General features: G+C 40.4%; 12 protein-coding genes. 9 read left to right on the plus strand and 3 right to left on the minus strand.

Annotation, left to right across the window (positions count from 1 at the left end; all coding sequences use genetic code 11):
* Positions 1 to 118 precede the first annotated feature (118 nt).
* The 8 genes from P2W72_RS04475 to P2W72_RS04510 all read left to right on the plus strand — a co-directional run bounded on the left by P2W72_RS04475 (position 119) and on the right by P2W72_RS04510 (position 9574).
* Complete coding sequence (locus P2W72_RS04475) at positions 119 to 1279, plus strand: FtsW/RodA/SpoVE family cell cycle protein (protein ID WP_276359707.1); 1161 nt, start codon at positions 119 to 121, stop codon at positions 1277 to 1279.
* A gap of 17 nt (positions 1280 to 1296) precedes the next feature.
* Positions 1297 to 2394, plus strand: coding sequence for an undecaprenyldiphospho-muramoylpentapeptide beta-N-acetylglucosaminyltransferase (murG, locus tag P2W72_RS04480; RefSeq protein ID WP_276359708.1), 1098 nt, complete (start codon positions 1297 to 1299; stop codon positions 2392 to 2394).
* Between the two features lie 6 nt (positions 2395 to 2400).
* Positions 2401 to 3756, plus strand: a complete 1356-nt coding sequence (gene murC, locus P2W72_RS04485) for a UDP-N-acetylmuramate--L-alanine ligase (RefSeq protein ID WP_276359709.1) — start codon at positions 2401 to 2403, stop codon at positions 3754 to 3756.
* Positions 3749 to 4609 (plus strand): cell division protein FtsQ, encoded by an 861-nt coding sequence (locus P2W72_RS04490; protein ID WP_276359710.1) that lies wholly within the window; start codon positions 3749 to 3751, stop codon positions 4607 to 4609. Before murC ends, P2W72_RS04490 begins: the two co-directional genes overlap by 8 nt.
* 10 nt (positions 4610 to 4619) lie before the next feature.
* Positions 4620 to 5966 carry a cell division protein FtsA gene (gene ftsA, locus P2W72_RS04495; protein ID WP_276359711.1) on the plus strand — a complete coding sequence of 449 codons (1347 nt, stop codon included), beginning with the start codon at positions 4620 to 4622 and terminating at the stop codon, positions 5964 to 5966.
* Between the two features lie 128 nt (positions 5967 to 6094).
* Entirely contained in the window at positions 6095 to 7720 is a 1626-nt protein-coding gene (gene ftsZ, locus P2W72_RS04500) for a cell division protein FtsZ (protein WP_276359712.1), read from the plus strand.
* A gap of 143 nt (positions 7721 to 7863) precedes the next feature.
* Positions 7864 to 9099, plus strand: coding sequence for a pyridoxal phosphate-dependent aminotransferase family protein (locus P2W72_RS04505; protein ID WP_276359713.1), 1236 nt, complete (start codon positions 7864 to 7866; stop codon positions 9097 to 9099).
* A gap of 277 nt (positions 9100 to 9376) precedes the next feature.
* Positions 9377 to 9574, plus strand: a complete 198-nt coding sequence (locus tag P2W72_RS04510) for a histone H1 (RefSeq protein ID WP_276359714.1) — start codon at positions 9377 to 9379, stop codon at positions 9572 to 9574.
* 64 nt (positions 9575 to 9638) lie between these two features.
* Here the strand turns inward: P2W72_RS04510 and dapA are convergent, their stop codons facing one another.
* The 3 genes from dapA to P2W72_RS04525 form a co-directional block, all read right to left on the minus strand.
* A complete protein-coding gene (dapA, locus tag P2W72_RS04515) occupies positions 9639 to 10523 on the minus strand; it encodes a 4-hydroxy-tetrahydrodipicolinate synthase (protein ID WP_276359715.1) in 885 nt (294 codons plus the stop codon).
* Positions 10524 to 10617: 94 nt separating this feature from the next.
* The gene (gene ligA / locus P2W72_RS04520; protein WP_276359716.1) at positions 10618 to 12630 is read right to left on the minus strand and encodes an NAD-dependent DNA ligase LigA; all 2013 of its coding nucleotides are present in this window, start codon (positions 12628 to 12630) and stop codon (positions 10618 to 10620) included.
* A gap of 124 nt (positions 12631 to 12754) precedes the next feature.
* Positions 12755 to 13432: a hypothetical protein gene (locus P2W72_RS04525; protein WP_276359717.1), complete on the minus strand. Its 678-nt coding sequence runs from the start codon at positions 13430 to 13432 to the stop codon at positions 12755 to 12757.
* A gap of 128 nt (positions 13433 to 13560) precedes the next feature.
* On the opposite strand from P2W72_RS04525, the gene tyrS reads away from it, so the two are divergent.
* On the plus strand, positions 13561 to 14844 hold the full coding sequence (gene tyrS, locus P2W72_RS04530) for a tyrosine--tRNA ligase (protein ID WP_276359718.1): 1284 nt from the start codon (positions 13561 to 13563) through the stop codon (positions 14842 to 14844).
* Positions 14845 to 15140: the final 296 nt, after the last annotated feature.

Here is a 15140-nt window from a genome sequence, read left to right on the forward strand (position 1 = left end):
TTGGAACAAAGAATAAAAATAAAGGGGCAAAGGCGATGAATTTTGAATTTCAAATCAGCATCCTTTACTCTAACAACAGATAGCAGATAACAGACAACAGTTAACTGATAACAGATAAATGGAAAGACTAATAAGTAAAACAAAAGGGGACCGCTGGATCTGGCTGATTGTAATCATACTTTCGGTATGGTCGCTTCTTGCTGTGTACAGCGCAACCGGAACGCTTGCTTATAAAAAAGGGGTTGGTTCTGAGCAGTTTCTGATCAAACATCTGGTAATGATCGTTGGGGGTATTGCTCTGATGTATTTTTCGCACTTGCTTGATTACCGCTACTATGCAGGTATTTCTAAAGTGCTGATGGTGATAACTATTCCATTGCTTCTTTATACCCTGCTTTTTGGAGCTAATGTTAATGATGCCAGCAGGTGGGTAACTATTCCTATTATTAATCAGACATTCCAGACATCGGATTTGGCTAAGCTGGCTCTGATTACATTTCTGGCCAGAACTCTGACCAAAAAGCAGGAGAATATTAAGGATGTGAAGAATGCCTTTGTTCCGATAATGGGTTCTGTTTGTGTGGTGTTCGTATTGATTGCACTGGCAAACCTTTCAACTGCGCTGATGCTGTTTGGTGTTAGTATTCTGCTGCTGATTATCGGACGAATCAGTATTAAACAAATTGCAATTGTATGTCTTGCAGGAGCAGTACTGCTTGGAGCGGTTATGATGCTGGGCCCGCGACGTAAGACCTATATGTCGAGGATTGAAACATTTATGCATCCCGAAAAGGCAGATCCTGATAAAGCATTTCAGGCTAATCAGTCGAAGATCGCAATCGCAACCGGTGGTGTCTTTGGTAAAGGTCCGGGAAACAGCACGCAGCGTAATTACCTGCCTCACCCATATTCTGACTTTGTATTCGCATTGATTATAGAGGAATATGGAACTGTGGGTGGTGTCGGACTGGTATTGTTATATCTGGTTTTTCTGTATCGATGCGTATTGATTGTAACTCAGAGCCCCAAGGCCTTTGGTGCACTGCTGGCAGCAGGACTGAGTTTCAGTCTTACGATACAGGCATTTGCAAATATGGCGGTAGCCGTGGGGCTTGGTCCGGTTACAGGGGTTCCGCTGCCATTGGTGAGTATGGGTGGCACATCAATTTTATTTACCAGTGTGGCATTCGGAATTATTCTGAGTGTAAGCCGGGATATTGATGAGAAAAAACAAAAGGAGCAGGATAAAGTTATCGTTGGAGAAATCCCGGCAATGTAATTATTAGAATAAAAGGCATGGCAAAAAGAGTGATCATAAGTGGAGGCGGTACAGGAGGGCATATTTTCCCTGCTGTGGCTATTGCGAATGCACTCAAAAAAATCGCCCCCGATACGGAAATTCTTTTTGTTGGTGCGAACGGCCGCATGGAAATGGAAAAAGTGCCAGCTGCCGGATATAAAATTATTGGGCTCGATATTCAGGGCTTTCAGCGAAGTTCATTGTTGAAAAATGTGATGCTTCCGGTAAAGCTGCTGAAGTCTGTGCTGAAAGCAAGAGAAATCATCAAAGATTTTAAACCTGATGCAGCGGTTGGTGTTGGGGGCTATGCTTCCGGTCCGCTATTGTATGCAGCTTCACAAATGAATATACCTTATCTTATTCAGGAGCAGAATTCCTTTGCCGGAATAACCAATAAATGGCTGGGTAAAGGAGCCTCGGTTATTTGTGTAGCCTTTGAGGGGATGGAGAAGTTCTTTCCAAAAGATAAGATCATGCTGACAGGCAATCCAATCAGGAAGGAAGTAGTAGATATTGAAAATAAACGTTTTGCAGCAGCTGAATTACTGAGTCTTTCGCCGTTAAAGAAAACTATTCTGGTAACAGGCGGAAGTTTGGGTTCGGGAACGCTGAACAAAAGTATGCTTGGCGGACTTGAAAAGATCAGGGCGGCGGATGTGCAGCTGATTTGGCAGACTGGGAAATATTATTACAATTCAATAACTGAGCAGTTGAAGGGTAAAGATCTTTCAAATATTAAGGTGCTCGAATTTTTACATCGGATGGATCTGGCTTATGCTGCTGCTGATCTGGTAATCTCCAGAGCGGGGGCAGGAACAATTGCAGAATTGTGTGCTGTGAAGAAGCCGGTAATTCTGGTTCCATCCCCAAATGTGGCTGAAGATCATCAAACTAAAAACGCAATGGCATTGGTTAAGAATAATGCAGCCATGATGGTAAGTGATGCAATGGCCGAAGCTGAGCTGGTTGATGTTGCATTGCTGTTGCTGGATAATAAAAATAAATGCGAAGAATTATCTGAGAATATCAGCAGGATGGAATTGCCTGACGCAGATGAGATCATTGCAAGGGAAGTATTAAAATTGGCAAAATAGAATATTATGGAGCTGGAAAATATAGAAAGAGTTTATCTGGTAGGAATCGGCGGGATTGGAATGAGCGGACTTGCGCGTTATTTTAAAAAGCGTGGTTGTGTGGTTTGTGGTTATGATAAAACCTGCACACAGCTTACTGAAAGATTGATTAATGAGGGTATTCCTGTAGTTTTTCATGATGAGGTAGATAATATTCCGGTAAGTTTTCAGGAGAATGATCTTCATACCCTGATAATTTATACTCCTGCTATTCCTAAAGATTCAGCGATTCTGAATTATTTCAGAAATCGTTCTTATACCCTGAAAAAGCGCTCAGAGGTATTAGGGATTATCAGTAAGGGCATGTATACCATTGCGGTAGCCGGAACTCATGGCAAAACCACCACCTCTTCAATCATTGCTCATGTATTGAAAGACAGCGGGTATGATTGTTCTGCATTTCTTGGAGGCATTGCCAGCAATTACAACTCAAATGTCCTCTTTGGACAAAATAACACGATGGTGGTTGAGGCTGATGAATTTGACCGTTCATTTCTAACTCTTCATCCTGATATTGCCATTGTTACTTCAATGGATGCCGATCACCTGGATATTTATGGAGATAAAATGCATCTGGTTGAGTCATTCAAGCAATTCAGCTCACAGCTTAAACCTGGCGGAAGACTTATTTACCGCAAAGGGCTTGATCTTCAGGGAGGCAAAACCTATTCGGCTACTGTGATGGCTGATATTCAGGCTTTTAATGTGCGAATAAAGGATGGAAGCTTCTGGTTTGATTTTAAAAATTGGAATACAGAGATAGAGAATATTCAACTCGGACTTCCGGGGCTTCACAATATTGAAAATGCCGTATCTGCAATAGAGGTTGCTTTGCATCTGGGAATTGATCCTGAAAAGATCAAAAAGGCTCTGGCAGGTTTCCTTGGAGTTAAACGGCGTTTTGAATATATCCTGAAAAGTGCCGGACATATTTATATTGATGATTATGCACATCATCCTGAAGAATTGAGGGCTTGTATTCAGGCAGTAAAAAGTCTTTATCCTGACAAAAAGCTGACGGCTATTTTTCAGCCACATTTATTTACCAGAACCAGGGATTTTGCTCCGGGCTTTTCTGAGGTCTTAAGTATGGTAGATGATTTGATCATGCTTGATATTTATCCTGCAAGGGAATTGCCTATAGAGGGCGTGAGTTCTGCGATGATTCTGGATAAAGTAAATAATGCCTCAAAGCGAATCCTGTCTAAACATGAGGCTTTGGATTATGTAAAAGCAAATAAGCCTGAATTATTATTAACCGTTGGTGCAGGTGATATTGATACACTTGTTCAACCTTTGAAAGAAATATTGGAGAATGCTTAAACGAATTAACTGGAAGGCGATTTTATATGGTTTTCTCTGGCTTGTGAGCCTGAGTGGCCTCGTCATGTTAATGAGTTTTATAGAAATTAAAAAGGATAAGCTGAAGTGCAGGGATGTAAAGGTCATTCTTCCGGGGCGCTATAATTTTGTAGAACGGGATGAAATTGACCGGATTCTTCTGGAAAGCGGGGGGATTTTGGTTGGTAAGGGTCTGCATGAGATTAATATTCATAAACTGGAGAACAGATTAAAAGCTAATCCATTTATCGAATATGCTAAGGTGTATGCCGATATGGATGGCATTGTCCATGTTCAGATCAGACAGCGTGAGCCGGTATTAAGGGTTATTAATATGGCTAACCTTCATTTTTATGTGGATGGTAAAGGGCTGAAAATGCCGGTTTCAGATAATTATACTGCAAAGGTGCTGGTAGTTAATGGATTCATTGACGAGGATTTTACAGGTAAGGTTGATACTCTGCAATCAAAACTGATGAAGGACCTTTACCGGGCTGCATTATTTATCAAAGCAGATACACTTTGGGATAGTCAGATCGAACAGCTGTTTGTTGATCTGAATGGAGATATTGAAATGGTACCCAGAGTAGGTGATCATAAAATCATTCTGGGTGATGCCGATTCATTGCAAACCAAGTTCAGAAATCTGTTTTTCTTTTATAAGAAAGCAATCCCCAAGATGGGATGGGATACCTATAAAACAATTAATCTGAAATATGCCAATCAGATTGTTTGTGAAAAAAATGTGACTGATTCAACACAGCTGAAGTCCGGAAATGTTTCAGCTTCTGCAGACAGTACACAAACAGAAATTAAAGAAGTAACAAAAAATTAATGCTAATCATATGGATCAAATTAACTCAGCCTCAGCAAAAAATTCACCAATAGTTGTCGGACTAGATATCGGTACTACGAAGATTTGCGTAACCGTTGGGCGCAGGAGTGAACACGGCAAGATCGAGATCTTGGGTATCGGTAAGGCCGAATCTGCAGGTGTAACCCGTGGAGTGGTTTCAAATATTCAAAAGACAGTTCAGGCGATTATGCTTGCCGTTGAAGAAGCCAGTGCACAGTCAAATGTGGATGTAAAGGTAGTAAATGTTGGGATTGCCGGGCAGCACATCAAAAGTTTGCAGCACCGTGGTATTCTTACCCGTAAGGAATTGAATACTGAGATTCAGCGCAAGGATATCGATAAGCTTATCGAAGATATGTACAAGCTTCTTATGCCACCGGGAGAGGAGATCATTCATGTATTACCGCAGGAGTTCACTGTTGATAATGAGCCGGGTGTAAAAGATCCTATCGGTATGGCAGGGGTGCGTCTTGAGGCAAATTTTCATATTATTTCAGGACATGTTAGTGCAGTGAAGAACATTTTGAAATGTGTGGGTAATGCCGGACTTGAAACCCAGGAATTGATTCTTGAACCATTAGCATCTTCTGAATCTGTATTGAGTGAAGAAGAAAAGGAAGCCGGAGTTGTGCTTGTTGATATTGGTGGCGGTACAACCGATCTGGCTATTTTTCATGAAGGAATTATCAGGCATACTGCAGTGATCCCGTTCGGAGGTAATAGTGTAACAGAAGATATCCGTGAGGGATGTTCAGTGATGCGTAATCAGGCTGAACTACTGAAGACACGTTTTGGCTCGGCACTTGCTGAAGAGAATAAAGAAAATGAAATTATCTGTGTTCCGGGTCTTCGGGGCAGAGAACCGAAAGAGATCTCAGTTAAGAATCTGGCTTATGTGATTCAGGCCAGAATGGAAGAGATTATCGAACACGTTTATTATGAGATTAAATCTTCGGGCTTTGAGAAAAAGCTGATAGCAGGTATTGTGATAACCGGAGGCGGTGCGCAATTGAAGCATTTGCCTCAGCTGGTTGAATTTGTAACCGGACTGGATGCACGCGTTGGATATCCGAATGAGCATCTTGCAAAAAATGATGTTTTGCCTAAGAATGTTTACGATGAGCTGAAAAGCCCAATGTATGCAACCGGTATCGGATTGCTGATCAAGGGAATTCAAAAGGCAGAAATGCTGGAGGAGACTATAAGCAGAGCTAAATCTCCTGAGGTAGCCCCCCTGGCAGAGAAGCCTAAAAAACCTATGGGTTTATTGGATTCACTGCTTCAAAAGGGAGCCAGATTTATTAAAGATGATATCAAAGATGAGGACTATGTTTAATAATTATCCACAAAAAGAGAATTTCCCACATTCTAACAATTGTGGAAAACGACTGTGGAAAATTATTTAATATTAGACCGGAAACTGTCTGAGCACGAAAAAGATTTACCCAACTGATTATTAAAGATATGCAGTTTGAAATGTTAAAAGAAAAGTCATCAATCATCAAGGTAATTGGTGTTGGTGGCGGCGGTGGTAACGCTGTAAACCATATGTACCGCCAGGGAATCACAGGTGTTGATTTCATTATTTGTAATACGGATGCTCAGGCTCTTGAGCTTAGCCCGATCCCTAACAAGGTTCAGTTAGGGGCAAGTTTAACTGAAGGGATGGGTGCCGGGTCAATACCTGAAGTGGGTAAGAACTCTGCAATTGAAAATATCGATGATATCAAGCGTATGCTTGGGTCAAATACCAAAATGCTTTTCATTACTGCAGGAATGGGTGGTGGTACCGGAACCGGTGCCAGTCCGATTATTGCAAAAGCAGCAAAAGAAATGGATATTCTTACTGTAGGAATCATTACTACTCCTTTCTCATTTGAAGGAAAGCGCAGGAAGATTCAGGCAGAAGAGGGTCTGGAAGAGTTCAAGAAATATGTAGATTCTTATCTGGTTATTTCAAACGATCGTTTACGTGAGATATTTGGTAACCTGACTCTGGGTTCTGCATTTGCACAGGCAGATAATATTTTAACAACTGCTGCCAAGGGAATTGCTGAAATCATCACTATTCCGGGATATATCAACGTTGACTTTAAGGATGTGCGTACCGTAATGAAAGAAAGCGGAGTGGCCATCATGGGAAGCTATGCAGCAGAGGGCGAAAATCGTGCTTTGAGAGCCGTTGAAGGAGCGCTGGCTTCTCCATTATTAAAAGATAATGAAATTGAGGGCGCCCGTTATATTCTTCTGAATATCAGCTCAGGTGATAAGGAAGTAACCATGGATGAGGTGAGTATCATTACAGACTATATTCAGCAGGAAGCCGGACTTGCAGCTGATTTGATCTGGGGTAACTGTTCAGATGATACTCTTGGAGAGAAAATTTCAGTTACGATCATCGCAACAGGCTTCCAGACTATGGAAGAGCGTGAAGTAGAAAAGAGCCAGGTACGTAAAGTGTCACTTTTAACTCCAGAGCAGGCTCCTCTGGTAAAACCTGTGCAGGAAAACACCTTTATTGAGTCTAAGAAAGAGGAAATTAACGAACCGGTGCTGAAAGCTGTTGAAGAAAGCCAGGCAGATCTGTTTGCCGGATATTTTCAAAGTGCTCCAAAAGTAGAAGAGGAAAAGGTATCTGACACTGATGTTCTGCGTCATACGCTAACTGAAGAAGTTTCTCAGGAACCTGTTCAGATGGAAGTTAAAGCAACAGAAACAAGCTTCGAATTTGAATTCAGATCAGAAGAGATTACTGCAGAACTTGAAGAGCCGGTAGCAGAGCGTGCAGAGGAAGAAACTCCGATGACCTGGGTTAATCCGGATGAAAATAAAACAGATGAATCGATCGAAGAGCAATTGCGTAAATCGAAAGAAAGAATACTTCGTCTTAAAGACCTGAGTATGAAGCTTCGTACTGCCAATGGGCTTCAGGAGCTGGAGAGCGAACCCGCCTATAAGCGTAAACAAATGTCATTATTGGATGTTCCTCATTCATCAGAATCGCAGGTCTCACGCTTTACACTGAGTAATGATGAGGGTATTACTGAAATCAGACCTAATAATTCTTTTTTGCACGATAATGTAGACTAAGAACAATAAATATCATTTGAAAGGCCTTTATTCCATGAATTAAGGCCTTTTATCTTTTCCGGGAGCTCTTGAATTAGCTTTTGATAATCAGGCGCTAAATCTTAACTTTGCCGGAAGTTATGCTAACAATAAAATTATAAGAATTGGATTTATTTGATAAAATTTCGAAAAATATGGGACCTCTGGGCCAGCACCAGAAAATGGCCCATGGTTATTTCTCTTTCCCAAAATTAGAAGGTGAAATAGGTCCACATATGATGTTCAGAGGTAAAGAACACCTGGTATGGAGTTTGAATAATTACCTCGGACTTGCAAATCATCCGGAAGTACGCAAAGCTGATGCAGATGGAGCTGCAGAATTCGGTCTTGCATATCCGATGGGTGCCCGTATGATGTCGGGTAACTCTAATAATCACGAAGCGCTTGAAAGAGAGCTTGCTGATTTCGTAGGAAAGCAGGATGCATTCCTGCTGAATTACGGTTATCAGGGAATCATGTCTGCCATCGATGCAATTGTTGATCGTCATGACGTAATTGTTTATGATGCTGAATCGCATGCATGTATCATTGATGGAGTGCGTTTGCACCAGGGTAAGCGTTTCGTTTACACTCATAATGATATGGAAAGCCTTGACAAGCAGCTTGAAAGAGCTACTAAATGGGTTGAGAATACCGGGGGCGCTATACTTGTAATTACTGAAGGTGTGTTCGGTATGTCAGGTGCACAGGGTAAACTTAAAGAGATCGTTGATAAGAAGCAGAAGTACAGTTTCCGTTTGCTTATTGATGATGCTCATGGTTTTGGAACTATGGGGCCGACGGGTGCCGGAACTCATGAGGAGCAGGGATGTATTGATGGCGTTGATATTTATTTTGGAACCTTCGCCAAGTCAATGGCAGGAATAGGTGCATTCATTGCATCAACTGAGGAAATTACTAATTTCTTCCGTTATAATATGCGCTCACAGATTTTCGCTAAGTCATTGCCTATGCCAATGGTTGTTGGTCTGCGCAAACGTCTGGAATTACTCAGAAGCACTCCTGAGCTCAGAGAAAAACTTTGGTTCATCGCTACCAGTCTTCAGAACGGACTAAAAGAAAGAGGATTTAATATCGGTGTAACAAATACAATGGTAACTCCTGTGTTTCTTGAAGGTGAATTGTCTGAAGCCACAGCTATCACAATGGATCTGAGAGAGAATTATAGCATATTCTGCTCTATTGTTGTATATCCGGTAATTCCTAAGGGTCTGATCATGCTGAGACTTATTCCAACTGCTCTTCATACTATTGAAGATGTGAACAGAACCCTGAAAGCTTACAGTGAAGTGGCAGAGAAATTGAAACTTGGTTATTACAAGGGAAAGAGTGGAATTTAAACCTTATTGATTAGGTATTATCTGCATTTTTCTAATTTTTAAAATATGCCCTCAGAAGCCTTCTGAGGGCATATTTTTTTTAATCTGTTTTGTAATTTGCTGAAAAAGAATTACTTATCGCCTTTATGTTCAATGTTTTTGTGAATAACTATAAAAAATGTGGAAAAAAACGCTAAAAACGCAAGATTTTATTTGTTTCAAGTATTCTTTATTTAAAAAAAACGTTATACATTAGATAACAAAACAATACTAACCTCATAACTAAAGGATTAACAACATGAAAAAATTCACCGAAGCAAAAAATTTATTTGAATCACTGGAAGCTGATGCTGAAAAATTCTACAGTAAAGCAAACAGTGCAGCTGGTACCCGTGTAAGAAAAGGTATGCAGGATTTAAAGAATCTGGCTCAGGCTATCCGTCTTGAAGTTCAGGAAATGAAAAACAAAGAAGCTGCAAAAGCGAAGAAAAAGTAATTCTTCTGAAGAAATTTAAAGGCCCGTTAGATCATAACGGGCTTTTTCTGTTTTAAAGGTTTTTTTAGAGCAAATTTAATTGCTCAAGTTTGGTTTTGATCAGCTGTTCAGTTGCATCACTTACGTTTACAAGCGGCAAACGCATCGTATCTTCACAAATACCCAATAATTTCATCGCTGATTTTACTCCACCCGGATTACCTTCCACAAAGCAAAGGGAGATAAGTTCAGTAATGCTGTGATGTAATGGCTGTGCTTCAATGAATTTGCCATCCAGACACATACGCACCATGGTAGAGAATATTCCCGGTAATGCATTACCAATAACAGAAATAACACCTGCAGCCCCCATGGCAATCAATGGTAAGGTGATAGGATCATCTCCGGAAATGAAAAGAAAGTCTTCAGGCTTGTCTTTAATAATTTTGTTAAACTGGTCAAAATTGCCTGATGCTTCTTTCATGGCAATAATGTTCTTGAAATCATGAGCCAGACGAAGTGTTGTATCAGCGCTCATATTTACACCTGTCCTTCCCGGAACATTGTATAAGAAGACAGGCAGCTCACTTTCCTGTGCAAGTGCCTTGTAATGCTGGTAAATTCCTTCCTGTGTGGGTTTATTATAATATGGACAAACTGAGAGTACAGCATCAAACCCCTTTGAATCAAATTTTTTCAGGTCTTTGATCACTTCTGCTGTATTATTGCCACCTATGCCTGCAACCAATGGAACTCTTCCGTTTACATGAGACAAAGTTGTTTCCCATACAGCCTTTTTCTCATCACTGCTGAGTGTTGCTGCTTCGCCGGTTGTACCTAAAGAAACAATGTATTCAACCCCGCCATTGATGATATAATCAAGGACATTCCTGAGGTCTGTATGATCCACAGATCCATCTGCTTTGAAAGGAGTAATAACTGCTACTCCAGTTCCATGAAATTTGTTCATTTTATTTGTATTAAACCAAATTTGGTTTGCGAATTTAAGGGCAAGAACCCCAATTTTAAAACGATTTGCTAAAAAATAGCAATTTATCACAAAATTATTGCAGCATCGACATAAGATCTTCGTCTGAGATAACAGGAATCTGAAGTTTTACAGCTTTTTCAAGTTTGGAAGGCCCCATATTATCTCCGGCAACCAGATAATTTAATTTTGCTGAAATACTGCTCAGTATCTTCCCTCCATTAGTCTCTATAAGATCCTTTAGCTCATCCCTGCTGTATTTTTCAAAGACTCCTGAGATAATGAATGACTTTCCTTCCAGTTTATTACTGTTAAGTACTGTGGCGCTGCCTGATGTTTCAAACTGTAATCCGTGATTTCTTAATATCTCAATCTGTTCCCTGTGCCGTGGCTCATTAAAATATTCGATCAGGCTTTCTGCAATTCGTTCGCCAATCTCGTCTGCCGAAATCAGTTCATCAAAACTCGCATTCATCAGGCTGTCGATATCTTTGAAATGTGCTGCCAGTTTTTTTGCAACTGTTTCTCCGACATAGCGGATCCCCAAACCGAAAAGTACTTTTTCAAAAGGCATCTGTTTTGATTTCTCAATGCCTTCGATCATGTTCCGGATGGATTTCTCCCCGAAACGATCCAGCTGTTTGAGCAAATCTTCCTTTTCGTAAAGAGTATACAAATCACTGATATGTTCAATGAATCCTTTATTATAAAATGTTTCAATAGTTTCCTGGCCAAGTCCTTCTATGTTCATAGCCTTACGGCTGATGAAATGCTGCATCTTGCCAACTATCTGCGGCGGGCATCCTTCATCATTCGGACAATAATGAACAGCTTCACCTTCCTTGCGAATCAGGTTGCTGCCACATTCAGGACATGTATCAGGATAGATCACACTTTGTGCATCGGCCGAACGTTTGGCAGTATTTACAGCAATGACCTTTGGAATGATCTCCCCGCCTTTTTCTACCAGAACAGTATCACCAATATGAAGATCAAGCCGTTTGATCTCATTGGCATTGTGTAATGTTGCTCTTTTAACAGTTGTACCGGCAAGAAATACGGGCTTAAGATTCGCGACCGGAGTAACGGCCCCTGTTCTTCCTACCTGATATGTTACTTCGTTCAGTATAGTCTCTACTTCCTGTGCCTTATATTTATATGAAATAGCCCATCGGGGTGACTTAGCCGTGAATCCAAGTTCTTCCTGCTGATCATAATTATTTACTTTAATTACAATACCATCAATGTCGTAACTGAGATCAAAGCGTTTTTCATCCCAGTAATGAATAAACTCAATAACATCCTCAATGTTTTTGCAGAGTTTGGTATGATCGCAGACGTGGAAGCCCCATTTTTTTACGGTTTCAAGACTTTCCCAGTGCGTAGTGTAAGTGCGTTGATCAGTATACAGAAAGTATAAGAAACAATCCAGAGGACGTTTAGCAACTTCACTTGAGTCCTGCATTTTCAGTGTGCCTGAAGCAAAATTCCGCGGGTTGGCATAAGCCATTTCATTGTTTTCTATGCGTTCATTATTCAGTTTTTCAAAAGCAGCGCGGTGCATGAAAACTTCACCTCTTATATCAAAGCTTTCAGGGAATCCTGATCCCTTGATAATTTTCGGGATGCTGTGAATCGTTTTTGCATTATTGGTTACATCATCGCCCTGAGTGCCATCTCCACGGGTTACAGCTCTCAGTAGTTTCCCGTTTTCGTAGGTCAGACTAATTGAAAGTCCGTCAAACTTTAGTTCGCATACATATTCAAAATTATCGCCGATCGCTTTGTGGACACGCTCGTCAAAATCTTTCAGTTCCTGCTCACTGTAGGTATTACCCAGAGAAAGCATTGGCCATTTGTGTTTTACTGTCTGAAATTCGCGGGTAATGTCGCCTCCAACTTTTTTTGTTGGCGATTCAGGGTCCAGATATTCGGGATATTCCTTTTCAAGTGCGGCAAGTTCTGCCAGTTTTTTATCAAACTCAATATCTGAAATGACAGGCTGGGCCAGTACATAATATTTGTAATTATGCTCATTCAGCTCCTTTACAAGGCTATCTATGCGTTCTTTGATCTCAAAAAGTGACATGGAGCGAAGATAAATGTTTGAATTGAGAATTGAGAATCACTGGTGATTGAGAATTCAGAGTTAAATTTTGTTAGAATAATGAAAATGCGAAAACCGGATAATTGACGACAGATAACTTACTGATTCAGCTCTCAATTAACTTTGAGTGTATTTCGTCATAAATATCCATATAATTTCCAAGCAGATTATGATGGTAGTCGTTTAGTATTTTACTGAGTTCAAGAACTTCTTGTTCTGTAAGCGGGTCTGCCCAGATTCTCATGCAAATCTTTTTAAGAGCATACATGATATTGTGGGTTTCCCGATAACTTTCAAGGTATTGGGAGTGAATGAACTTATCAAAGAAAGTAAAAAAATGATCGGTATCGTCCACTTTGTTCAGTTTCAAAAAGCTTCTGAGTGCTTCACGGTCTGATTCACGCAGGTGAGTGTAAAAATCATTTGTTCTGACATGCTCCCTGATCAGTAACGTACTGTCGAGCATCAATTCAAGTGCGATATGTGCTAAAAATGAAGGTCTGACGATCGAATTGTTCAGTGCCGGAGTAATTGCTTTTCGGATTTCTCTGGTATGTTCAATGAAAAAGCCTGAATTATGAAAATGCCTGTCAACCTTAAGATGCCTTTTCCAGCCTTCAAGTATAGCTTTTTCGAAACTCTTACCAAACAGATGTTCATTTTTTTCGGGATGAATATTCCAGTCTTTACGTGCATTTTTAACCAGATCAGGCAATACTGTGCCCAGAACCAGATGTGGATCTTCGCTATGCCGGTCAAAGTAAAAATGAGACAGGAAGTTCATTTTGTATTTATTGGTTAGTCTTGTCAGGCTGATTTTTAGCGCGACAATTATAAAAATACGAAAATATTTGCCATCAGTGGTTTTATCAATTCTCTTATATTTGCAATCTTAACGATCCTTGAGATAAAATGAATTTTGTAGAAGAATTACGCTGGCGGGGAATGCTGCATGATATAATGCCCGGTACTGAAGATGAGTTGAACAAACAAATGACCTCAGGTTATATCGGGTTTGATCCAACCGCAGACTCTTTGCATGTTGGTCACCTGACCCAGATCATGACATTGATCCACTTTCAGAGAGCAGGGCATAGACCCGTTGCCCTGGTTGGTGGTGCTACCGGAATGGTTGGTGATCCATCAGGGAAATCAGCAGAACGTAATCTTTTGTCGGAAGAAATTTTGAATCATAATGTGAAGTGTCTTGAACATCAGCTCAAAAAATTCCTTGATTTTAACTGCGGTGCAAACAGCGCTGAGATGGTAAATAATTACGACTGGTTTAAGAATTTTACTTTTCTGGATTTTATTCGCGACGTAGGTAAGCATCTGACTGTCAATTATATGATGGCTAAGGATTCTGTTAAAAAACGTCTTGAAGGTGATACAGGGATGTCTTTTACAGAATTCAGTTATCAGCTGGTTCAGGGCTATGATTTTTACTATTTATGGAAAGAAAGAAACTGCCAGGTACAAATGGGAGGTTCTGATCAATGGGGGAATATCGTAACAGGGACCGAACTTATTCGCCGTAAAGCTGCAGGAACTGCTTATGCTATCACTACGCAGTTGATCAAAAAGGCAGATGGTACCAAGTTCGGTAAAACAGAGAGCGGTGCTGTATGGCTTGATCCGGCGAAAACATCTCCGTATAAATTCTATCAGTTCTGGCTAAATACCACTGATTCTGACGCAAAAAGCTGGATCAGGATTTTTACATTAAAATCTCAGCCTGAGATTGAACAGCTTGAGAATGAGCATGATGAAGCTCCGCATTTGAGGATACTTCAGAAAGCACTGGCTGAAGAGATTACTATCAGAACGCATTCAGATGATGCATTGCAGACAGCATTGAAAACATCTGAATTCCTGTTTGGGAACGGTTCGCTTGAATTCCTGCAATCTTTATCTGAAACTGAAATAATGGAAGTATTTGAAGGTTTGCCTCAGTTTAAGATAAGCAAAGATGAATTGGCGGCCGGCATCACTGCTACTGATCTTCTGGCCGAGAAAACTGCAGTTTTCCCGTCTAAAGGAGAGGCCCGTAAAATGATAACCGGAGGTGGGGTATCAGTAAATAAAGAAAAGGTGCCTGACCCTGTACAATTATTCAGCTCTGCAAACCTTATCAAGGGGAAATTTCTTGTAGCTCAGAAGGGAAAGAAAAACTACTTTCTGATCATTGCCGGATAGATAAAATACTGACAGGATTCAGATTCTGTCAGTGTTAATATTATAGTTTCAGCATTTTTCAGATTATATCATGCCATCTGTTTTTATTGTTATCTTATCTGTATTACTGAATAATATGGGAAGCGTTGGCGGAATAGGTGTATTTACCGGGAAACAAAATTTTCAGCCTTTTGTAAGCAGCTCGTTTTAACTGGTCAATATATTGCCTAAGTATCAAAAATGCTACATGAGAGTTGTTCATTATTAAGCCCCGTATTTTTTAGATCAAATCTATCCGGATTCTGAATACTTATTCT

The sequence above is a fragment of the Daejeonella sp. H1SJ63 genome (assembly GCF_029360775.1).
In the GTDB taxonomy this organism is placed as follows: Bacteria; Bacteroidota; Bacteroidia; order Sphingobacteriales; family Sphingobacteriaceae; genus Daejeonella.

Excerpts from the sequence above, each read along its gene's own strand:
- P2W72_RS04475 (WP_276359707.1), top strand. The coding sequence starts at position 119 with ATGGAAAGACTAATAAGTAAAACAAAAGGGGACCGCTGGATCTGGCTG.
- murG (WP_276359708.1), top strand. The coding sequence starts at position 1,297 with ATGGCAAAAAGAGTGATCATAAGTGGAGGCGGTACAGGAGGGCATATT.
- murC (WP_276359709.1), top strand. The coding sequence starts at position 2,401 with ATGGAGCTGGAAAATATAGAAAGAGTTTATCTGGTAGGAATCGGCGGG.
- P2W72_RS04490 (WP_276359710.1), top strand. The coding sequence starts at position 3,749 with ATGCTTAAACGAATTAACTGGAAGGCGATTTTATATGGTTTTCTCTGG.
- ftsA (WP_276359711.1), top strand. The coding sequence starts at position 4,620 with ATGGATCAAATTAACTCAGCCTCAGCAAAAAATTCACCAATAGTTGTC.
- ftsZ (WP_276359712.1), top strand. The coding sequence starts at position 6,095 with ATGCAGTTTGAAATGTTAAAAGAAAAGTCATCAATCATCAAGGTAATT.
- P2W72_RS04510 (WP_276359714.1), top strand. The coding sequence starts at position 9,377 with ATGAAAAAATTCACCGAAGCAAAAAATTTATTTGAATCACTGGAAGCT.
- dapA (WP_276359715.1), bottom strand. The coding sequence starts at position 10,523 with ATGAACAAATTTCATGGAACTGGAGTAGCAGTTATTACTCCTTTCAAA.
- ligA (WP_276359716.1), bottom strand. The coding sequence starts at position 12,630 with ATGTCACTTTTTGAGATCAAAGAACGCATAGATAGCCTTGTAAAGGAG.
- P2W72_RS04525 (WP_276359717.1), bottom strand. The coding sequence starts at position 13,432 with ATGAACTTCCTGTCTCATTTTTACTTTGACCGGCATAGCGAAGATCCA.
- tyrS (WP_276359718.1), top strand. The coding sequence starts at position 13,561 with ATGAATTTTGTAGAAGAATTACGCTGGCGGGGAATGCTGCATGATATA.